This is a genomic window from Pseudovibrio sp. SCP20 (assembly GCF_057774105.1).
Genome location: NZ_JBYMDH010000006.1, coordinates 94,312 through 114,560 on the forward strand (window position 1 = coordinate 94,312; position 20,249 = coordinate 114,560).

Below are 20,249 nucleotides of genomic sequence, written 5' to 3' on the forward strand. Positions count from 1 at the left end.
CGTCCAGCAGCCCACAGCCGCAAAGCCAACAAATTGAGGCTGTGGGTTTGCTCCTCATTTGTTTTCTTAAAGTAGATTGGCACCACCATTGAACACGACACAGACCAGTATTTGGAACGGGACGACCATGCCAAAACCCTATCCAACACTTCCGGAAGGGACACGCATTTACGCAGTTGGTGACATCCACGGCAGGCTAGACCTGCTGGAAACCATGGGCAAAGCCATCGAGAGCGACCTGAAAAAGCGCCCGATCGCCGACCCCGTAACCGTCTTCCTCGGCGATTACATCGACCGTGGCCCGGACAGTCAGGGCGTCATCGATTTCCTCGTCGACAATCACCACCGCACGCCCCGCCAGATCTGCCTGAAAGGCAACCACGAAGCATCCTTGCTGGAATTTCTGGAAGACGCGGGTACGCTCTACCATTGGGAAGATCTGGGCGGCATGGAAACCTTACTGTCCTACGGCCTCTCCCACCACGACCTGATGGGCTCCGCAGGCGCAGAAAGCGTGCAGACCATCTTCAAAGAGAACTTCTCCAAGCTGCACGAAACCTTCTTCAGATCACTGGAACTCTACTACAAACGCGGCGACTACCTGTTCGTCCACGCTGGCATCCGGCCCGAAGTGGCACTGGAAGAGCAAAGCGAAGATGAGCTCATGTGGATCCGCGGCCCCTTCCTCAATTATGAGAAAAGCTTCGGCCTCTTCGTCGTCCACGGCCACACTCCCGTAGAACACATCGACCGCCGCACCAACCGGCTGGATGTAGACACCGAGGCTTACGCCTCCGGCCAGCTCACCTGCGCAGTGCTGGAAGGCAGCGAATTGCAGTACATCACCGCCACTACAGACGGCTGGGAACTCTTCGACTTCATCCCCACGCACAAATAGCACAAGACCTTACATCTGCACGATAAACTGATGTGCCGCCGCATACTGCATGTAAGAGCGCAACAACTGCTTCTGATCCTTCATCTTCAACTTACCCTGCGCACTCTTCAACTGCTTACGCGCCGTATCCGGTTGAATGTCAGCCTCCAGCGCATACTCGGTCACATCCACCCCTTCCAGAATAGCCCGAACCACGCGCCCCTCCGCCGGGCTCAAACCAAACAACCTGCAAAACGAAGAAAACACATTCTCGGGCAGGCCATTGCTGTGCCCTAGCTGAAAAATGCAGATCAAATGAAGATGCGGTGCCATCGGATGCTGCGGCGCTTCATAATGCACCTGCACCAGAAAGCCGCCATGCTTGCCCTCATGCGCCCGATAAAACTCGCAGGACTTATTCTCCGCCTGAGCTTGTGCAAGCGCCTGCTCAAACTCGTGATTGTTATCCAGCAGAGCCAGCCTCTGATCCACTTGCGCCAGCAACACCCCCTGCTCCAGCAGACGGCCCGCCACCACATTCACACCCGAAACCCTGCCATTCTCCAGCGTCAAAACACCCGCATTCATCAAATCAACGGTCTGAAACTTGCGCTTTAAAGAACTCATGGCGATTCAAACTAGTTAAAATTAGAACTACCTAACATATAACCCCAATCACCTCTTGTATACGTCAAGCTTCGCAAAATTTACGTAATTTTCCCGACATGCGCACCACACACACCAAAGCACTGGCCTGCGGCAGGTATGACAAAACCGCAGACCAGCAGGACACCCATTGAGGGCTGAGCCCCTCTGAGTCAGTCTCACGCGAGGAACAGCGATTAGCCATCCCCCCAAAGAAGATGTAGCAATCATGCAACTACTTTAGATTTTACTTTTATATATATTTCTATTTTTAGTTGCATATTGTATGCATCAATCATGTTTTCTCTTCATTCCTATGAGTTTTAAAATGAAAAACAATCTCTTGATCGCTCTTGCAGCTGCTGCAATTTCTACAGGCGCCGTCACATCTGCAAATGCAACCGACTGGTACGTTCAGGGCACCGGTGGCCTGTCTTTGGGCAGCATCACAGCACACATTGATGGTGGCAGCGATGTAACTCTTCGGGACGAAGGCTTTAACGGTCGTATCGGCGTCGGTGCATACCTTTCTAACAATGTCCGCATCGGTCTCGAAGGCGGATACGCTACATTCTCGGAAAATGCCACTGACATCGATGTTTGGGACATTTTGGCAGTCACATACTACGACTTCAAAAACGACACCGCCTTTACTCCATATGTCGGTCTGGGTGCAGGCTTATCACACTTGAGAATTGACTTTGATGATAGCGGTGACACCGTCAAAGAAACAACCAACCATTTCTCTACGAAATTAGGTGCTGGTGTTGGCTACGAAATCTCTGAAAACCTTGAGCTGCTGGCTGAGTATTCATTCCAGTACAACTTCAAAGCAGAGATAACTGATGATGTCGATTACTCCACTTACCAGAACCAGTTCAACGTAGGTCTGCGCTATTCATTCTAAGCGTTGATCAAACGGATCATCAGGTCAAGAGCGGGTTGCTTCAGGCAATCCGCTTTTTTTGTTACCGAAGGCAAGCTTCCTTCCGGCACGATCCAAAGCAATGCCAAAGTGTAACTCATCGCATGCTATCGAAACTTGCAAATGTAAGGGAACCAATATGCTGTAGTACTTGCTACTATCACTAAGTGATCGATAACATTCTTTAGCTAAGTTTTAATCATGGACAATATGCAATTCTTTAGAATGACACTCAGCGGGGAAAAGACGTGGCTTCCTGATTTTGAGATCCATAATCTAAGAAAAGATATTCTCATGTATTACGACGACAATGTCGGTGAACCGCTAAATGTATACTTAGCACATGATGCCTACAAACTGGATTATTGGAAATATCTATCAATAGGTTTTGAAGATCAGCTTGGGGAGACTGAACGCCACAAATCATTTATTGAATATGGCTGTCTTGCTCTAATAAACGGCATCACCCTCGACATTCTGGATGAGCCAATTCCTAACTACGATTTGAGCTGGCTCCCAAGAGGGATAAAGGTCGAAGACATGTTACCTTATCTCGAAAGTTACGTCCCCACCAGCAAGATCGCAGAAACTGCACAAACTCACCTATTGGAAAGGCTTAGTTTCATTTCCAAAATCAAGAAGGATGACATCGATGAGTATGGCCTCCTGAAAGATTTCGATCTACTGACTTCTGCACAGTGGTTTGATCATGAGATTGTGCAAGCCCACTTTAAATCACGTGCCAACTTCATCATGAACCTTTCTTATTGAAATCCCCACCCCACCATGACCACATCCCGTCCAAATCACGGCATCAGGGGCGCGAAAATGCGACTTATTTAAAAACTTACGCATTTCTTGCCCAATCGCGGCGATTTGCGGTTTCCTATTAACCGGAAATCGCGTTATCTAAAGACATCATTAACTTTAAGGCGGGTTCTGCTTGATTGGTCTGACCAGACAAAACGAAGCCGCTTTGCTTTAGATGTACGCAGGATAATGGCACGCGACTACGATCCCTACAGTCTGTCGAGCCCGCAGGTTTACCTGTGGCGCATGATCATTTTTCTTGTCCTGGCAGGCTTCATCGCCTTTGTCTTGATTGGACAAATCACGGAAGCCTTCATGGCAAACCCGGCATTGAACGGCCTGATCGTAGGCGTCGCGACACTGGGTATTCTCCTGTCATTCCGGCAGGTTCTTCGCATTTTCCCGGAAGTATCCTGGGTCAACGGCTTCCGCCTCGGCGATCCACGCCTTGAGGTCCGCCGTCCTCCAATTCTTCTGGCACCCATGGCAACCCTGCTTGGCAACAAAGCAGGCGACATGACCATCTCGCCAACCACCATGCGCTCCATGCTCGATTCCATCGGCATGCGCCTGGATGAATCCCGCGAGATTTCCCGCTACCTCACCCGCCTGCTCATCTTCCTTGGTCTGGTCGGCACCTTCTGGGGTCTGATGCAAACCGTGGGCGCTGTGGCAACCACCGTCAGCACGCTGAATGCGGCAGGCGGCGATGCCAACGTGCTGTTTGAAGATCTGGTTTCCGGCATCACCGCACAGATGACCGGCCTCGGCATCGCGTTCTCCTCCTCCCTCCTTGGTCTGACCGGTTCCCTCGTTCTGGGCTTCCTCGATCTGCAGGCAGGACAGGCACAGAACCGCTTCTATCAGGAGCTGGAAGACTGGCTCTCCACCCTGACGGACATCGACCCGGACGAGCTGGGCAACGGCACCACGGCAGATATGGCCGCTGACCTGCGCATCACGCTGGACAAGCTGCGCAAGTCCATGGAAGCCAAAGGCACCGCACAGGACGAAGGCTCCAACGCCGCCATGAGCAAACTGGCAGAAGGCATTCAGGGCCTCGTCCAGCATGTACGCTCCGAGCAGAAGATGATGCGCGAATGGGCCGAAGGCCAGTCCATGCAGCAGCGCCGTATCGAACGGTTCCTGAAAACGCTCACCGCAGAGGTAGAGCGGGAGAAGGAATAAAGCATGGCAGGAGTACGCACACGCAGGTCTCAAAGCAGCTCAGAGGATTACTGGCCGGGTTTCGTGGATGCCATGTCCGCGCTCCTGCTGGTGTTCATCTTCCTGCTCTCCATCTTCATGATTGCGCAGTTCTTCATGAGCCAGCAGCTGTCTGGCCGAGATAAGGTGCTCAATCGCCTCAACCAGCAAATCGCAGAGCTCACAGAGCTGCTGGCGCTGGAAAAGGCGAATGTGGGAGATCTGGAATCCACCATCTCCTCCCTGCAATTGGGTCTGGATCAAGCCTCTGGAGAACGGGATCGTCTTCAGGGCCTGCTCAACGAGCGTTCCGGCCAGATTGACGAAGCAGGAGGTGCGCTGGCTGCCCTTCAGGCCAAACTGGAAGGCGAGCAGAACATCAGCTCCAAGGCTCTGGCACAGGTGGAACTGCTGAACCAGCAGATCAGCGCCCTGCGCCGCCAGATTGCCGTGCTGGAAGACGCACTGGACGCCTCAGAAAAGCGTGACAGAGAAAGCCAGACCCGCATTGCCGACCTTGGCAAACGGCTCAACGTAGCCCTCGCCCAGCGCGTACAGGAACTGTCCCGCTACCGCTCAGACTTCTTTGGCCGCCTGCGCGAAATCCTCGCCCAACGCTCCGACATCGAAGTTGTCGGCGACCGTTTCGTGTTCCAGTCCGAGGTGCTGTTCTCCTCCGGCGATGAAGAGGTCAACCCGCAAGGCAGAAACCAGCTGGATATCCTCGCAAGCGCTATTCTGGAGCTTGAAGGCCAGATCCCCGACGAGATCAACTGGGTCCTGCGCGTGGATGGTCACACAGATGCCCGTCCCCTCTCCGGCACAGGCCGCCTGCGCGACAACTGGGAACTCTCAGCAGCCCGCGCCATCTCGGTGGTCAAATACCTCATCTCCAAGGGCGTAGAACCTGACCGCCTGGTCGCCGCCGGCTTCGGCGAGTTCCAACCCCTCGAAGAAGGCACCACCGACGAAGCCTACGCCAAAAATCGCCGCATAGAGCTAAAGCTGACACAGCGGTAAAGGCAGATAAAACCACACATAAAAACAGGCGCTTGAGCATGAACCTCAAGCGCCTGTTTTTATTCCGGCTTTCGCATCTTCCACCGTTCCAGCAACGGCATACTCAAATCAGCTATCTAAGCCGCCCCCCTTAGTTTGAAACCTGCGACAGTGCATCAAGGCAGAAACTAAGTGAGGTGTTCTTCGGCAACGCACAGTAACCTTTTGATTTTAGCTTCTCTGATGGAGCGTCTCCTCCACCGATCAGAATAAGAAGAAAATCATCCAAGGGCGGCAGGTACTCTTCAGAACTCGCAACAATCTTATTGAGAAGTGCATTTTCAAGCGCCATAAAAAGTGGCAAGTTTATCGTACCCTCCACTCCATCAGGGTACTCATGAAGATAATGCTTCACTCCCCAGACAGGGCTCGTAAAGAACTGGCTAACATAAGTGTTGTTCAATCGATCATGCTGTACTTTCAATCCAGATAAATCTACTTTTCCAGCACGCGTATTTTCATAAATCGCTTTCATGGTGCCATAAATCTCGGGCCACTTCTTCGCTTCAACAGTCGCACTCAAAGAAATAATTGCCTTGTTTTTTCCCAGAACAATGAAGTTTGAGCGTGGTTCGTAAGCCGCTCGCATTTCCTGTCGAATAATACGAAACATCTCGGATCCCGAGTTGTCTCCAATATAGTCCACCAACAGGTTGGCACCAATCTGGGCACCTTCGTCTTCAAACTCTTCTGCTTTAACAAGCAAGATTAACATCTCAGTGGAGTCAGGATCCGCAAAATGAATGGTTCCAGATGGCAAGGCAGAGGATTGCTCTTCTGCACCAGTCAGCGCAGACGCCCAATCTGTGAGACGGAACCCCCATTTCTTTGTAGGAAGCTTCATTAACAGTTGCGCGACACGGCGTTGAACATCTTCATCCCCGCCCCTCAAGATGACCTGACTAGGTTGACCGAAACGAATATCTCCCTCGCTTCCATCGTTAGCCACATCGTCAGATCCGAAACTAAGGAAATGAAAGATCTCATTTATGACGTCTGATGGTCTTCCAGTCTTGCTAGAGTTTCTGAGGCTAAACTTTTCAAACTCCCTCTCATACCAGCCTTTCGAGTACTCCGATTTAAGTAAAAGCTCCTCCAGATACTCAAGTGCTTCCGGAAAAACTTGTGGTGGTGCAGATATTGTGAGCAGTAGATTTCGGCCATCTATACTGAGCTTATGCTGAAATCCTTTTGTCCGCCGAAATGTATCAACTTCATAAGCAGAACGGCTCGTTGTCCCTCCTATCATCACACTTGAGAGTCCGGCCAACAATGCAGTTGCCCGGCTTTGTGTTGGAGGATCTATTGGCCAAACTAAGGTGATTGCCGAAAGTCCGTTACGAAGGGGGGAAAGATAAGAGAAATTCGCCCTGTCATTTGATGCAATGAGCTCTGCATGTACTCGCTGTGCTGAAATTAGACAAAGAACCACCAGAATAGAGGTGATCAGTGAGCGCTTAAATATCTGCATTTCAATCTACTTTTTTGGCTAAAATGACTGACGTAGCCGACGGTTTCACAATCGTTTTCACGAAATTAATGACATTTCGGTCAGTTACATTGCCCAACATCTCCGCGAACACTGACGGGCTAACAGGCGGGAATCCATCTGCAGCGACGTTATTCAGGAATGATAGAAATAAGTCAGGTCGGTGTTTGGCGTACAGAGCATTCGTCACTTCTTTCTTACGCGCCTGATCAATTTCATGGCTGCTGATCGGCTCATCCAGCAAACTGGCCATGGTCTCTTTCACAATGCTGTGCGCCTCATCCAAGCTGAAGTCGGGCATCAGCTGCACATTTATAGAAAGCTCAAGATCTGCGTTTCTTACAAAATGCATATCTATGTCATCTATAAAAAATCTAGTGTCTTCAAAATAAAGAGCATTTTCCAATCTACTGATCAGAATATCGCTCGCGATGAAAAATTCGCCCTGCATATCTATGCTGGATTGCTCACCTTCAAATTCTATGAACTTAATGAATTGCACCGCATCGCGCATCAGCTTGTTCGATTCAATGTATTCGACAGATCTGTGCGCAGGATCGGGTTTCTTATCTAGCCAAGGTTTGTCAGGAACAGCAGAGGGCTCTGTGTCACCAAACACACGCGCAACAAGCTCGGCAGCTGTATCCGGCTCAATCTTGCCAGACACAATCAGGGTTACATTGGAAGGAGCATAATGCTCCTTATGGAACTGATAGGCCTTTTCAACACTCAGCTTGGGTAGATCATCAACTGTGTTGTTCGCACGTCCACGCAAAGTTCCATACAGGTTTTGAAGAGCAATTCGCCTCAACCAGCGACGAGGAATTTGCCTTTCACGAAGCAATGTTTCACGTCGAATAATTTCGATTTCACTTTCAGCAAAACCTGCTGGCACACTTGGTGTGTCAAGCACAGCTCGAGACAACCGCAACAGCAGCTCTGCATCAGAAGGCACACCAGAATTTGTGTAAACCGTGGACACTGGCGTGATCGAGGCATGAATATCACGTTCTCTGGGCTCTCTTAAAATTGTGGCGTCTGACGAGAAAGCGGCCAGATGCTCTGTCAGATGAGCAGTGCCAGATGGTTCAGGATCATCAAACGTTCCTGAAAGAACGATCAACTGCACATCTACCCGGTCGTAGTCATCTGTTGGAACAACATAGGCCGCGTGCAATCCGCCTTTTTCCGAAAGCTCGATGATGCTTTGAGCTTGAACTACCTCTCCAAAGATCAGAAAGAAAAACGATAAAAACAAACCGATGACGCGCATCATAAACCTTTGAAAATATTACTTGAGAAAAATGTAGGCCAAAGAAAACCGTACACTGCGCTTAAGAGACCATCCTAACACAGCACCAACCTTATACTGGTTTTACATACACCCTCTCTTATCAACTCGGGTGTCACATACATGAACCCCATCTAGATATTTGGCCCATGTTTCCATCTCGGCTTTATCAGGTTCATACATCCAAGTCTTGGAGACAACATATGTTCTGGCATTACCCAAAATAAGTTTAGTCAGAACAGTCAGCCCACTCACAGCCCGGGGAACGACACAAGAGGTTTTTAGGAGTGCATACTCGACTTGGTTTTCCCGTCCTTTGCGAACAAAGGTGGTCGTGGTTTCTTGACAGAATGGATGCTCATACTTCTCGTAAAATGCTTCATACTCTGACATTTCCGCTCCGCCAAACGGGTAGTTAAACAGCTCTAAACTCTCGTGATAATCACTGAGATCCTCATCCTCTGAAAACATATAGGTGATCTCGAGCCCCGCGACGTTCTCAATGTTCACAACCTCATATCCTTCAGGCAAATCCATCAGGAGTGTCTCTCCTCCTCCCACAAAGGCTGAAGCTCGAGAAACACCTAATAGTGCAGCAAAAGCCCGCACTAAGAACACACGAATGAACATCTCTAAACATCCCGAAAACCAGCAGGAAAAAAGCACCACCTAGCAATGCTATTTATTGATCGATAAGAAGCCTTAAGAGTTACAGTACACCTACACGCTGTAACGAGGAAAAGATTCCTGTCAAAAAATTTAACTCATCCAACAAACATAGCAACGCAGTCAGAACGGAAAAAACGCAAAATAACGCAAAGCTGAACATAGCAACGCAAACAGCAAAAAAGCCGCGCCCGGGTGGGCAGCGGCTTTTCAGGTTATCCTACAAAGACGGGGCAGCTTTTTGAGAGTTATGCCCCTTCACAGCGCGTTCCATTTGATTGGGTTCAATCAAATAATAAGAATTCGCTCTAATGGCGTTCTTAGCGCTCGTCTTCGTCCTCATCACCTTCACCCATGGATTTGAAGTTCGCGAACACAGCGTCTGCATCCACTTCCTCTTCTTCTTCACGGGTCTTCGGTGCTGGGGTCGCAAACGCAGCTGCAATCGCCTCTTCGCTTGTTGTTTCGTCAACAGGCATAAGGGTCTGCGGCTCTTCACCTTCCATAGGCTTAGGAGCGTTCTTCGCAGCTTTCTCAACTTCGATGTCCAGCTCAATCTGGGAACACAGGCCCAGAGTTACCGGATCCATCGGTTCCAGGTTTGCTGAGTTCCAGTGAGTTCTGGTGCGGATCGCTTCGATGGTTGGCTTGGTGGTGCCAACAAGACGCATGATCTGAGCATCCAGCAGCTCAGGATGGTAGCGAACCAGCCACAGAATTGCGTTTGGACGATCCTGACGACGAGAAACCGGGGTGTAACGAGGGCCCTTGCGCTTGTTCTCAGGAACACGCACCTTGGACTCCTGCACCTGCATGCGGTAGCTCGGGTTATTCTGAGCTTTTTCAATCTCTTCGCGGGTCAGCTGGCCAGTCAGAACAGGGTCCATACCCTTGATGCCCTGTGCAGCTTCACCATCAGCGATCGCCTTCACTTCCAACGGATGCAGCTTACAAAACGCAGCAATCTGATCGAAGCCAAGAGCGGTGTTGTCTACCAACCATACGGCTGTTGCCTTTGGCATAAGCGGTGCGTTGGACATTATATAAATCCCTCCTGTATGCTCCACAGCCTAATCAAAGGTGGCGAAGCCGAATTCCATAAGAGTTTTTGGGGAAACTTGAGCGCACTATACGCCCACATTTCCCCAAAAGCAAACCAGATCAACACTTGCCGCCAGCTTCTTTAGGAAACCTGTGCGAATTGAAGCGGCACCTATGCACTTTCCCTGAAGCGCATTCCCTCTGATTGAACAGGGTCAAACGATCAGAACTCACTCCCCGAACACATGCTAGAACATAATGCGTGACTGCGAATGCAGGCAGAATGCTCTAAGCAACTTTCAGGATGATCTTTCCGATGTGGCTGGATCCTTCCATCCTGTCATGGGCGGCCCTTACATCGCTGATATCAAAGACCTTATCCATAACCACCTTCACCCTCGCACTTTCCAGCAGCGGCCAGACCTTCTCATGCAGAGCCTCAGCGATATGCCCTTTGTACTCGTTGGTCCGCGGTCGAAGCGTAGAACCGGTATGTGTCAGCCGCTTCATCATTAATCGGCTAAAGTTGACATTTTCCGAAGGCCCATGCAGCGTCGCAATCTGGCAGATCCGTCCCTCAATCGCAGCCACGATCCAGTTCTTCTCCACGTAATCACCGCCAACCATATCAAGGATCACCTCAACACCTTGTTTGCTGGTGATGTTGCCGATCTCTTTTACAAAATCAGTGGTGCGATAGTTGATGACATAGTCCGCCCCAAGCTCCCGAACAGCCTGTGCCTTCTCCTCAGAACCGACGGTGGTGAACACCTCAGCCCCAAAGGCCTTTGCCAGCTGAATAGCGGTCGTTCCGATACCAGAAGAGCCGCCATGAACGAGGAACTTCTCCCCGGACTGCAATCCCAGCCTATCAAACACATTCGACCACACGGTGAAGAAGGTTTCAGGCACGCCAGCCGCTTCCTCCATGGACATCCCAGTCGGCACATGCAGAACATGCGCAGCAGGCGCCACACAATACTCCGCATATCCCCCTCCTGGCGTCAGCGCACACACACGCTCGCCAACTTTATGAGAGGCAACCCCTTCTCCTAGCTCAACAATTTCGCCGGAGACTTCCAGTCCAAGTAGAGGCGAAGCACCCGGAGGCGGCGGATATACCCCTTTGCGCTGAATGACATCCGGCCGATTGACGCCAGCAGCATGAACCTTGATCAGAACCTCACCAACGCCAGGCTTTGGAACCTCAACCTCTGCAATTTCAAGGACTTCCGAGCCCCCAACACCGTTCATCACCACGGCTTTCATCATTTCAGGATGTCCCCCTACTGTCAACTGCTGCCCCACTCTCCGCACTCGCCAAAACTGCCGCTTGCTCACTTTCTCAATTAGGTGAAGAATAGTTCCCAACAAAATCCCGTCTACCCCGCCAAAGGTGTTTTCTTCATTTTTGGGAATGGAGCAGCGCTCAGGGTCAACACAAGGAGTTCATAGCGCTATGGGAATTTTTGATGATGACGAAACACCGCGCTCCACAACCTCTGGCATTGTTGTGGGAGAGCCGCTCAGCAACCTTTCAATCCACGAATTAAGTGAGCGACTTGAACAACTTAAGGAAGAGATCAAACGCGTCGAGAACGAGATCAAAACAAAGTCAGACATCAACACATCCGCAGAAAGCTTCTTCAAGTAATCAAACAACATTTAAAACAAATAACTTGGATAAAATCATATAAATGCAAGCTACAATTCGCAAATATATAAATTGGATACTTACAATTTACGTATCGTTAACCATTTTAAATTAGAACTTAGTTATTCCAGTTGATCTGGATCCAGAGTGAACGTTCACTCTGCTTGACGCCTCCCTGTTAAAACACCTCAGAGCCGCACCGATGCGGCTCTTTTTTTCTGCCAGTTCAACACCCAAACCCGGCTTAACCACTCAATTCACAACCATGAGTTGGCACGGGCTTTGCTCCGTTCAGATTGAAGTAAGATCTCTTGCTCCATATCGAGACAGTTTTATTCTTTTCAAAAGGCTCACTTCAATTTTCGAGCCCTAATTGTTTCAGACTGGGAATGCAAAGGACGATGGCAAGAGAGACGCAACGCATTAATTGAGGGGTTTTAAGATGGGTGAATTCAGAACTGAAACAGGACCGGAGAATACCTTCAACTTTGCACAGCGCCTCATGACATCGCAAAACTTCACGAAGCTCTTTCGCGAAGGCATGGGACTGATTGAAGAAACAGCCTCTTACCTGGATGGCCCAGGCAGAAAGCAGAGCAAAGCTCTCGGTCCAGCTGCCTCCCTCGCCTATGCCACAGAGTCCATGCGCCTCACCACCCGTCTGATGCAGCTTGCGTCCTGGCTCCTCCTACAGCGCGCGGTAAATGATGGTGAGATTGTTCAGGCTGAAGCCCAGAGCGAAAAGAACAAGATCCGCGTCGACAACGCATCTAAAGAAATGCAGAACCCCGCCTGGAATGATCTGCCAGAGCAACTCCGCGGCCTGATCGAAACATCATTCAAACTGCAAAGACGCATCAAACACGTCGACAACATGCTTAAGGAAGAGATGCTCCGCGAGCAGGCGGCAAACAGCTCCAATCCGGTCGGCGACCAGCTCTCTCAAATCTCAGCTGCTTTCAAGTAATCTTTGTTGGCCAACTCCGCCAGCAACCCTGCGCACTCCTCAAACGCGCACAAAAAAACCCGAAGCAAACGCTTCGGGTTTTTAATTTCGCAAACTTCAGAGCAATTATTTGCCCAGGAAGCCACCAAACTTGTTGGTGAAGCGGGACACGCGACCACCACGGTCCATGAGCTGACGGTCACCACCAGTCCATGCTGGGTGGGAGCTCGGATCGATGTCGAGCTGCAGGGTGTCACCTTCTTTACCGTAAGTAGAACGGGTGGTGAATTCGGAACCATCAACGAGCTTTACAGTGATGGTGTGGTAATCTGGATGAATGTCCTGTTTCATGACTAAACTGTCCTGTCAGCAACGGCCGGGCCGCCTCAATCCTGAGATGGGCTTTGGGCTGGCCTGAAGCATCGGTAGAAAGAAGCCGCGCTCACACAAGCACGGCATAATCGTGAAGGGGTCTATACCCCATCCAAACCAAGGAAACAAGAGGGTACAGCCCGCAGAAAACCAGAGAAAGCGCTTGCAATTAAAACTATCGGGACACATCTACTGCATCATAAGATAAACTTAGATGATTTCGCAGATATCCGGGGGTGGCATGAGCCAGCGGGACTCAAACAATCGGGAAAAGACCTTGCGTCCACTCGCAACGCTTTTCCCTTATCTTTTAAGGCATAAGGCCCGCTTGGTTCTGGCAACCTTTGCTTTGTTGGCTGCTGCTGGCCTTACCTTGGTCCTACCCATTGCAGTCCGCTATATGGTTGATTATGGTTTCACCGGTGATAATCCAAATCTGATCGACGATTACTTCCTCGTCATCATCTTTGTCATCGCCCTGCTCGCACTCACCAGCTCGCTGCGCTACTACATGGTGATGATGATTGGTGAGCGAGTCGTTGCAGACTTACGCTCAGATGTGTTCCGCCACCTCACCTATTTATCCCCCTCATTCTACGACAAAACCAAGTCCGGTGAGATCATCTCACGCCTGACAGCGGATACCACACTCATTCAGTCTGCCTTTGGTGCAAGCGCTTCCATTGCTCTGCGACACCTGCTGATGTTTGCTGGTTCCACCACTTTGATGGTCATCACCAGCCCGCGCCTCTCCTTATTCGTGCTGCTGGCAATCCCGCTGATCGTGTTGCCACTCCTCGGCTTTGGCCGTGCTGTACGCAACAGAACCAGCCATGCGCAAAGCACCCTGGCAAACGCCATCGCGTACGCAACAGAGGCACTTGGCTCCATCCGCACCCTTCAGGCCTTCACCAACGAGAAGAGCGTATCAGACCGGTTTGAAGCCGATATCGAGACAACCTACGAAGCTGCTCTCGTCGCCACTCGTGCCCGTGCATTCCTGATCGGAACCATCATTCTCATCATCTCTTCCAGTATCATCGCAGTACTATGGGTCGGAGCATTGGACGTTATCGACGGTCGCATGTCAGGCGGTCAGCTCACCCAGTTCCTCATCTATTCCATCATCGCAGCCGGCGCTATGAGCGAGCTCTCTCAGGTCTGGGGCGAACTCGCAAAAGCAGCTGGTGCAGCAGATCGCATCACTGGCTTGTTGCATGTCCCTTCAGACATCAACGCACCAGCAAATCCAGTCGCTCTACCATCTCCTGCAATTGGCGAACTGGAGTTCGACAACGTCGCCTTCCATTACCCGACAGCTAAGGAAGCAGGCGTGTTGGAAGGCCTGAACCTCTCCGTCAAGAAGGGCGAGACAGTTGCTATCGTTGGCCCAAGCGGTGCAGGCAAGTCCACTTTGTTCCAACTCCTGATGCGTTATTACGATCCTGTCTCAGGCAAAATCACACTAGATGGCACCGAGTTGGATGCAGCTGATCCGCGTGACCTGCGCGAGCATATCGCACTGGTCCCTCAGGACACGGCGATCTTCGGCAGCTCCATTGCTGAGAATATCGCATTCGGTAAGGAAAGCGCCTCTCGCGAGCAGATCATCGAAGCCGCCAAGTTTGCATTGGCAGATGATTTCATCACCACCATGAAAGACGGGTACGACACTCTCATTGGCGAGCGCGGTGTCACCCTTTCAGGTGGTCAGCGTCAGCGCATTGCTATTGCCCGCGCAATCCTGAAAGACGCCCCGGTCCTGCTTCTCGACGAAGCCACCAGCGCGTTGGACGCCGAGAGCGAGACTATCGTTCAAAAAGCTCTCGACAAGCTTATGGAAGGCCGGACAACACTGATCATCGCACACCGTCTTGCAACAGTGCTGAAAGCAGATCGTATCGTCGTTATGGATGGCGGCAAGATCGTCGAAGAAGGCACGCACGATACACTGGTTGCTCAAAAAGGCCTGTATGCCAAACTTGCAAGAATGCAGTTTGAGATCGGTGCTGAAGCACTGAACGCGCAGGAAAAAGCCAGCTAAACGAAAAAAGCCGCGCTACTCAGAGCGCGGCTTTTTAATTGCAATCAGCAAGGCTTACTCAGGCTCACTCACATCTACCGTATAGTTCAACGGCATGCGCGCACCATCAGCGTAGATGGTCTGCCCGGAAACATAGCTTGCATCATCAGAAGCAAGGAAAGCAGCAATGCTTGCCACTTCTGCTGGCTGGCCCAGACGACCAAGCGGGGTGCGGGAAAGCACTGTTTCCATCTTACTCGCATCCTGAACAACGCTCTTCAGCATCTCAGTCTCGATAGAACCCGGACCAATGCCATTCACGCGAATGCCGTACTTTGCCAACGCAACAGCAGAAACGTGCGTCAGCTGGTTCAGGCCACCTTTGGAGATCGTGTAAGGCACCTGATCAGGGATTGCGAGCACGCTGTTGACAGAGCTGATGTTGATGATGGAACCAGCGGAACCACCGTCTTCAACCTTTTCAACCATATGACGCGCAACAGCCTGAGAGCACAGGAATGCCCCCTTCAGGTTGACGCGCAGCACCCGATCAAAATCTTCCTCGGAAAGTTCAAGAAAATCGCCACCAGCTGTAATGCCAGCATTGTTGACCAGCACATCAACGTCGCCGAACTCATCCAGAGTGTTCGCAACCATGTTGCGTACATCAAGACGAACGCTGACATCGCAATGGCAGAACGCCACGTGTCCAAACTCGGAGAGAGCTTCCTGAGCCGCTTCCCCGGCACGCTCATCCGAGTCAGAGAGCATGACTTTGGCGCCGTCTTGCAAAAATCGCTGCGCAATAGCGTAACCGATGCCTTGAGCGCCACCGGTTACAATCGCAACTTTCTTCTCTAGTTTCACTTTGAAGATACCTCTGGCAATGCCGAAATTTCGCCGACCTTAATCTCTAAGGCCAGCCATGTCGATGCACTTCTCCAGTAAAACTCCTTAGCTCCTCTGAATTTAGCTGACTGACGCCAAGCCGCGATCAGAGATAGCTTCTGCAATCTCATCAAGAATTGCAGGATCATCAATAGTTGCTGGCATTTTGAACTCTTCACCATCGGCAATCTTGCGCATGGTTGCACGAAGGATCTTGCCAGAACGGGTCTTCGGCAAACGCTCAACAGTGATTGCCAGCTTAAACGCCGCCACAGGACCAACCTTCTCACGCACCAGAGCAATAAGCTCTTTCTCGATCACGTCGGTTGGCTTCTCAACGCCACTCTTCAGCACAACAAACCCGCAAGGCAGCTGGCCTTTAAGATTATCAGAGATACCAATCACAGCACATTCAGCTACGTCTGGATGTTCAGAAAGAACCTCTTCCATCCCGCCAGTAGACAGACGGTGACCAGCCACGTTGATGATGTCATCCGTGCGGGACATGATGAAGAGGTATCCCTCGTCATCCATCAGACCAGCATCTGCTGTTTTGTAGTAGCCCGGGAACTCAGAGAGATACGCATCCTTAAAGCGGTCATCTGCATTCCATAGCGTTGGCAAAGCACCAGGAGGCATTGGCAGCTTCACAACAATGTTGCCCAATTCACCAGCGCCCAGCTCGTTGCCTTCATCATCCAGCACACGCATATCATAACCCGGCATAGGCACGGTGGAGCTGCCCAGCTTGATTGGCAGTTTACCAAGGCCAAGCGGGTTACCCGCAATACACCAACCGGTTTCAGTCTGCCACCAATGGTCAATTACTGGCACACCCAACAGGTTCTCAGCCCACAAAATCGTATCTGGATCAGCGCGTTCACCCGCAAGAAACAGCGAACGAAGCCCGGCAATACTGTACTTGGCAAGCTCGGTCCCTTCCGGGTCTTCCTTCTTAATCGCACGGAACGCAGTCGGCGCAGTGAACAGAGACACCACAGAGTGTTCAGAGATCACACGCCAGAACGCACCAGCGTCCGGTGTTCCAACAGGCTTACCTTCATAAAGAACCGTCGCAGCACCATGAAGCAATGGCGCATAAACGATGTAGGAGTGGCCAACAACCCAGCCCACATCAGAAGCTGCCCAGAACACCTCACCCGGATCAATGCCGTAAAGGTTCTCCATGGACCACTTGAGCGCTACCATGTGACCGCCGTTATCACGCACCACACCCTTCGGTTGGCCGGTGGTTCCGGAGGTGTAAAGCACATAAAGAGGATCTGTCGCAGCAACCGGAATACATTCGGTGGTCATCTTTTCTGCCACCGCACCTTCCATCAGCGCGCCAAGATCATAATCACGTCCTTCATTCAGTGGAGCGATAAGCTGCTCACGTTGCTGAATGAAGCAGAAATCTGGTTTGTGAGAGGACAGCTCAATCGCCTTGTCGAGCAGCGGTTTATACTCCACCACACGGCCCGGCTCGATACCGCAGGAAGCACTGATGATCGCCTTAGGCTTACAATCCTCAATACGAACCGCCAGCTCCTGCGCTGCAAAGCCGCCAAACACTACAGAGTGGATCGCACCAAGGCGCGCGCACGCCAGCATCGCAAACATCGCTTGCGGGATCATCGGCATATAGATCAGCACCATTGTGCCTTTCTCAACGCCCTTCTCACGCAGCAAAGCCGCCATAGCGCCCACCTGCTCTTGCACTTCAAGATAGGTGTAGGTCCGCTTCTCACCGGTAACGGCACTATCGTAAATGATTGCTGGCTGGCCCGGACGGCCATGTTCTACGTGACGGTCAACGCAGTTGTAGCAAGTGTTGCACTCACCACCTACAAACCATCGTCCATAGGTGCCCTGCGAAGCATCAAAAGTCTTTGTATAGGGCGAGAACCAATCAATGCCCTTAGCCGCTTCGTCCCAGAAGGCTTCTTTGTTTTCTTTCCATCCATTGTAAACGTCGTGGTATCGGCTCGTCATAGCTGCTCTCCTCCCATGCACCCCTGCATAGTACCTGTCCACAGGTTCGGCTAAGACTGAGCCTTGAATGACCCAAAGGCAAGTTTTGCTATATTAGAAAATCGGCTTATAACTAAAGATGACCCCATAGTTTCAATCCGCCTATTTCTTAGTTTCCTCTTATAAAAAAAGGACTTGCCCGCATCATAGCGGGTGGTAACTCATGCTGCCTATTACCGATCCCTTCTTCTACCTCTGTGCAATACCTGCTGTTTTCATTGTTGGCATGGCAAAAGGAGGATTCGGCGGAGGCCTCGCACTCGTAGGCGTGCCGATGATGTCGCTTGCTATTCCACCTGTGCAAGCTGCAGGAATTCTCCTTCCCATCCTGCTGGTCATGGATGCTGTCGGATTATTCTCCTACCGTGCAATCTATTGCCGCAAAACACTTCTTATTCTTATCCCGGCAGGCCTCCTGGGCACCCTGATCGGATATTTCACTGCAGCATACATTTCCGAAACACTGATCCGGCTGGTCACTGGCGTCATCGCACTCATCTTCGTGTTGGACTACTGGTTCAACAACAAGGCCAACAAAGCACCCAAACCACACAATGTCATCTTAGGCGGCATCTGGGGAACGATCTCCGGCGTAACCAGCTTCATTGCGCATGCAGGCGGTGCTCCGTTTCAGATGTACGTCCTGCCTTTGCGACTGGCTCCACCCGTCATGGCAGGAACCGCCGTCATTTTCTTCGCCACAGTCAATTTCTCAAAGGTACTGCCCTACTTCGCACTCGGGCAGTTCGATGCCAAGAACATCTCCACCTCTCTGTTTTTGCTGCCATTAGCACCTCTGGCAACCATCGCAGGCATTAAGATCGTCAAGCACATCGACAAAGAGCTGTTCTACAAGATCACCTATGCAGGCTTGTTCATCATCGCCCTGAAACTGATCTGGGATGGTGCCAGCGGTTTGTGACACAAAGAATTCTCAATTTTGAGAGATCTGCTTTTCTCTTAGAAAGACTGTAGCTGCCTCTTACAAAGGATCATCACAGTTGCAGGATATCCTCATCAATCCGTTGTTTTACCTTGTCGCTATCCCCGCCCTCATCATCGTAGGCATCTCAAAGGGTGGCTTCGGCGGAGGTGTGGCAATCCTCGGCGTACCGATGCTCAGCCTGATCATCCCACCTATTCAGGCAGCAGCAATCCTGCTTCCTCTTCTCGTAGCAATGGATGTTGTGGGCCTCTACGCCTATCGCAGAACCTACGACACCACCGTGCTCAAGCTCACCATTCCCGCAGGCATCCTGGGCGTTGCAATCGGTTGGGCAACGGCTGTTTACTTCAGCGAGGCAATCATCAGACTCCTGATCGGAGGTATCGCACTGGCCTTTGTTCTGAAGTACTGGATCGGTGATAAAGCAGAGAAAGAGGCCCCAAAACCAAGCAAGGCGAAGGGTATTTTCTGGGGTACGATCGCCGGCTTCACCAGCTTCGTTTCCCATGCTGGCGGCCCACCATTCCAGATCTACGCCCTGCCACTCAAGCTGCCAACTATCCTGTTCGCAGGCACGGCAGTCATCTTCTTTGCGGTCATCAACGCAGTAAAGCTCATCCCCTACACAATGTTGGGTGAGTTCGACGCCACCAACCTCACGGTCTCAGCCGTGCTTCTGCCTCTGGCACCAATAAGCATGTATCTGGGAGTGAAAATCGCGAAGGTTATCAGCCCGCAGCTGTTCTATAAGATCACCTATTTCGGCGTCTTCATCGTAGCGCTGAAACTGATTGCAGACGGTTTAGTCGCGCTCACCTAGGCCGTGGTAAAGCACGCTCCGGATAGCGGCAATCGGCCCATCCATCTCAAAGGTCGCATCCGGCATGGATTTCCAAGGCACTCTCTCGTGAAAGTAGCTGGAAGGATCCGTGAGATCCAAATCGCCACGAGCAGGGGACACGATGCGGTACCGAACCTGTTTTGCGTTGTAAGTGTCTGACGGATCACCCGCAAACTCAGAGCTCGGAGGCTGTCCTTCTACCCACGAGAAGAAGTAGGTACGCAACTGATCTGCCATGCTACTCGACGAGTTGAGCTGCGCGAAGTTGAGTTGCAGCCCAAGCACCAGACACACTGCCGTAGACACAGCCCAAAGATACCAATGGGTGCGGAAGTGATTGAGAATGACGGCGCGGTTGAGATACAGCTGAATAAGAACAGGGAACGCCACCAGCAGCACAAACCACTGTGCATCCTGCGATCTGTGTGGCCCAAGCATGAAGATGTACCCCGTAAGAACCACGGTAATCGCGCAGAAAACCACGCCAAAGAATATGGCGATCTTCCCCTGTCGATTTGGTGTCGTTACGGTCATAT

General features: G+C 51.2%; 20 protein-coding genes. 10 read left to right on the plus strand and 10 right to left on the minus strand.

From position 1 onward, the window contains the following. The first annotated feature begins 127 nt into the window (after positions 1 to 127). A complete protein-coding gene (locus tag AC3CB2_RS20840; RefSeq protein WP_352936136.1) occupies positions 128 to 898 on the plus strand; it encodes a metallophosphoesterase in 771 nt (256 codons plus the stop codon). A 9-nt stretch (positions 899 to 907) separates the two neighbouring features. Here AC3CB2_RS20840 and AC3CB2_RS20845 read toward each other — a convergent pair whose 3' ends face one another. Next, positions 908 to 1,504: a helix-turn-helix transcriptional regulator gene (locus tag AC3CB2_RS20845; RefSeq protein WP_352936138.1), complete on the minus strand. Its 597-nt coding sequence runs from the start codon at positions 1,502 to 1,504 to the stop codon at positions 908 to 910. Between the two features lie 346 nt (positions 1,505 to 1,850). Here AC3CB2_RS20845 and AC3CB2_RS20850 point away from each other — a divergent pair, with 346 nt between their 5' ends. From AC3CB2_RS20850 to AC3CB2_RS20865, 4 genes are all read left to right on the plus strand, one after another. After that, entirely contained in the window at positions 1,851 to 2,429 is a 579-nt protein-coding gene (locus AC3CB2_RS20850; RefSeq protein WP_352936140.1) for an outer membrane protein, read from the plus strand. A 219-nt stretch (positions 2,430 to 2,648) separates the two neighbouring features. After that, a complete protein-coding gene (locus tag AC3CB2_RS20855; protein WP_352936142.1) occupies positions 2,649 to 3,218 on the plus strand; it encodes a hypothetical protein in 570 nt (189 codons plus the stop codon). Between the two features lie 228 nt (positions 3,219 to 3,446). Next, a complete protein-coding gene (locus AC3CB2_RS20860) occupies positions 3,447 to 4,445 on the plus strand; it encodes a flagellar motor protein MotA (protein WP_352936144.1) in 999 nt (332 codons plus the stop codon). A 3-nt stretch (positions 4,446 to 4,448) separates the two neighbouring features. Next, positions 4,449 to 5,483, plus strand: coding sequence for a peptidoglycan -binding protein (locus AC3CB2_RS20865; protein WP_352936146.1), 1,035 nt, complete (start codon positions 4,449 to 4,451; stop codon positions 5,481 to 5,483). Positions 5,484 to 5,613: 130 nt separating this feature from the next. Here AC3CB2_RS20865 and AC3CB2_RS20870 read toward each other — a convergent pair whose 3' ends face one another. From AC3CB2_RS20870 to AC3CB2_RS20890, 5 genes are all read right to left on the minus strand, one after another. Then, on the minus strand, positions 5,614 to 6,993 hold the full coding sequence (locus AC3CB2_RS20870) for a hypothetical protein (RefSeq protein WP_352936148.1): 1,380 nt from the start codon (positions 6,991 to 6,993) through the stop codon (positions 5,614 to 5,616). A gap of 1 nt (position 6,994) precedes the next feature. Further along, positions 6,995 to 8,287: a M16 family metallopeptidase gene (locus AC3CB2_RS20875; protein WP_352936150.1), complete on the minus strand. Its 1,293-nt coding sequence runs from the start codon at positions 8,285 to 8,287 to the stop codon at positions 6,995 to 6,997. A gap of 99 nt (positions 8,288 to 8,386) precedes the next feature. Next, entirely contained in the window at positions 8,387 to 8,932 is a 546-nt protein-coding gene (locus AC3CB2_RS20880) for a hypothetical protein (protein ID WP_352936151.1), read from the minus strand. Between the two features lie 356 nt (positions 8,933 to 9,288). After that, a complete protein-coding gene (locus tag AC3CB2_RS20885; protein WP_352936153.1) occupies positions 9,289 to 10,008 on the minus strand; it encodes a DUF1013 domain-containing protein in 720 nt (239 codons plus the stop codon). 289 nt (positions 10,009 to 10,297) lie between these two features. After that, complete coding sequence (locus AC3CB2_RS20890) at positions 10,298 to 11,281, minus strand: NAD(P)H-quinone oxidoreductase (protein ID WP_352936155.1); 984 nt, start codon at positions 11,279 to 11,281, stop codon at positions 10,298 to 10,300. Between the two features lie 187 nt (positions 11,282 to 11,468). On the opposite strand from AC3CB2_RS20890, the gene AC3CB2_RS20895 reads away from it, so the two are divergent. Together AC3CB2_RS20895 and rcdA are read left to right on the plus strand one after the other, a co-directional pair. Beyond that, positions 11,469 to 11,663, plus strand: a complete 195-nt coding sequence (locus tag AC3CB2_RS20895; protein WP_352936157.1) for a DUF1192 domain-containing protein — start codon at positions 11,469 to 11,471, stop codon at positions 11,661 to 11,663. Between the two features lie 442 nt (positions 11,664 to 12,105). Beyond that, entirely contained in the window at positions 12,106 to 12,630 is a 525-nt protein-coding gene (gene rcdA / locus AC3CB2_RS20900) for a protease adaptor protein RcdA (protein WP_352936159.1), read from the plus strand. 105 nt (positions 12,631 to 12,735) lie between these two features. Here the strand turns inward: rcdA and rpmE are convergent, their stop codons facing one another. Further along, complete coding sequence (gene rpmE / locus AC3CB2_RS20905; RefSeq protein WP_008551475.1) at positions 12,736 to 12,960, minus strand: 50S ribosomal protein L31; 225 nt, start codon at positions 12,958 to 12,960, stop codon at positions 12,736 to 12,738. 262 nt (positions 12,961 to 13,222) lie between these two features. On the opposite strand from rpmE, the gene AC3CB2_RS20910 reads away from it, so the two are divergent. Continuing rightward, on the plus strand, positions 13,223 to 15,025 hold the full coding sequence (locus tag AC3CB2_RS20910; RefSeq protein WP_208609231.1) for an ABC transporter transmembrane domain-containing protein: 1,803 nt from the start codon (positions 13,223 to 13,225) through the stop codon (positions 15,023 to 15,025). A gap of 54 nt (positions 15,026 to 15,079) precedes the next feature. Here AC3CB2_RS20910 and AC3CB2_RS20915 read toward each other — a convergent pair whose 3' ends face one another. Beyond that, positions 15,080 to 15,871, minus strand: coding sequence for an SDR family NAD(P)-dependent oxidoreductase (locus AC3CB2_RS20915; RefSeq protein WP_008551498.1), 792 nt, complete (start codon positions 15,869 to 15,871; stop codon positions 15,080 to 15,082). A 102-nt stretch (positions 15,872 to 15,973) separates the two neighbouring features. Beyond that, positions 15,974 to 17,887, minus strand: coding sequence for a propionyl-CoA synthetase (locus AC3CB2_RS20920; RefSeq protein WP_352936161.1), 1,914 nt, complete (start codon positions 17,885 to 17,887; stop codon positions 15,974 to 15,976). Between the two features lie 202 nt (positions 17,888 to 18,089). On the opposite strand from AC3CB2_RS20920, the gene AC3CB2_RS20925 reads away from it, so the two are divergent. Continuing rightward, a complete protein-coding gene (locus AC3CB2_RS20925; RefSeq protein WP_352936163.1) occupies positions 18,090 to 18,848 on the plus strand; it encodes a sulfite exporter TauE/SafE family protein in 759 nt (252 codons plus the stop codon). Between the two features lie 79 nt (positions 18,849 to 18,927). Beyond that, the gene (locus AC3CB2_RS20930; RefSeq protein ID WP_352936164.1) at positions 18,928 to 19,692 is read left to right on the plus strand and encodes a sulfite exporter TauE/SafE family protein; all 765 of its coding nucleotides are present in this window, start codon (positions 18,928 to 18,930) and stop codon (positions 19,690 to 19,692) included. Here the strand turns inward: AC3CB2_RS20930 and AC3CB2_RS20935 are convergent. Further along, entirely contained in the window at positions 19,675 to 20,247 is a 573-nt protein-coding gene (locus AC3CB2_RS20935) for a hypothetical protein (protein WP_352936165.1), read from the minus strand. The two genes, AC3CB2_RS20930 and AC3CB2_RS20935, sit on opposite strands and share 18 nt — an antisense overlap. Between the last annotated feature and the right edge of the window lie 2 nt (positions 20,248 to 20,249).

What these genes read in the sequence shown, in the direction of transcription:
- AC3CB2_RS20840 (WP_352936136.1), top strand. Translation starts at nt 128, where the DNA reads ATGCCAAAACCCTATCCAACACTTCCGGAAGGGACACGCATTTACGCA.
- AC3CB2_RS20845 (WP_352936138.1), bottom strand. Translation starts at nt 1,504, where the DNA reads ATGAGTTCTTTAAAGCGCAAGTTTCAGACCGTTGATTTGATGAATGCG.
- AC3CB2_RS20850 (WP_352936140.1), top strand. Translation starts at nt 1,851, where the DNA reads ATGAAAAACAATCTCTTGATCGCTCTTGCAGCTGCTGCAATTTCTACA.
- AC3CB2_RS20855 (WP_352936142.1), top strand. Translation starts at nt 2,649, where the DNA reads ATGGACAATATGCAATTCTTTAGAATGACACTCAGCGGGGAAAAGACG.
- AC3CB2_RS20860 (WP_352936144.1), top strand. Translation starts at nt 3,447, where the DNA reads ATGGCACGCGACTACGATCCCTACAGTCTGTCGAGCCCGCAGGTTTAC.
- AC3CB2_RS20865 (WP_352936146.1), top strand. Translation starts at nt 4,449, where the DNA reads ATGGCAGGAGTACGCACACGCAGGTCTCAAAGCAGCTCAGAGGATTAC.
- AC3CB2_RS20870 (WP_352936148.1), bottom strand. Translation starts at nt 6,993, where the DNA reads ATGCAGATATTTAAGCGCTCACTGATCACCTCTATTCTGGTGGTTCTT.
- AC3CB2_RS20875 (WP_352936150.1), bottom strand. Translation starts at nt 8,287, where the DNA reads ATGATGCGCGTCATCGGTTTGTTTTTATCGTTTTTCTTTCTGATCTTT.
- AC3CB2_RS20880 (WP_352936151.1), bottom strand. Translation starts at nt 8,932, where the DNA reads ATGTTCATTCGTGTGTTCTTAGTGCGGGCTTTTGCTGCACTATTAGGT.
- AC3CB2_RS20885 (WP_352936153.1), bottom strand. Translation starts at nt 10,008, where the DNA reads ATGTCCAACGCACCGCTTATGCCAAAGGCAACAGCCGTATGGTTGGTA.
- AC3CB2_RS20890 (WP_352936155.1), bottom strand. Translation starts at nt 11,281, where the DNA reads ATGATGAAAGCCGTGGTGATGAACGGTGTTGGGGGCTCGGAAGTCCTT.
- AC3CB2_RS20895 (WP_352936157.1), top strand. Translation starts at nt 11,469, where the DNA reads ATGGGAATTTTTGATGATGACGAAACACCGCGCTCCACAACCTCTGGC.
- rcdA (WP_352936159.1), top strand. Translation starts at nt 12,106, where the DNA reads ATGGGTGAATTCAGAACTGAAACAGGACCGGAGAATACCTTCAACTTT.
- rpmE (WP_008551475.1), bottom strand. Translation starts at nt 12,960, where the DNA reads ATGAAACAGGACATTCATCCAGATTACCACACCATCACTGTAAAGCTC.
- AC3CB2_RS20910 (WP_208609231.1), top strand. Translation starts at nt 13,223, where the DNA reads ATGAGCCAGCGGGACTCAAACAATCGGGAAAAGACCTTGCGTCCACTC.
- AC3CB2_RS20920 (WP_352936161.1), bottom strand. Translation starts at nt 17,887, where the DNA reads ATGACGAGCCGATACCACGACGTTTACAATGGATGGAAAGAAAACAAA.
- AC3CB2_RS20925 (WP_352936163.1), top strand. Translation starts at nt 18,090, where the DNA reads ATGCTGCCTATTACCGATCCCTTCTTCTACCTCTGTGCAATACCTGCT.
- AC3CB2_RS20935 (WP_352936165.1), bottom strand. Translation starts at nt 20,247, where the DNA reads ATGACCGTAACGACACCAAATCGACAGGGGAAGATCGCCATATTCTTT.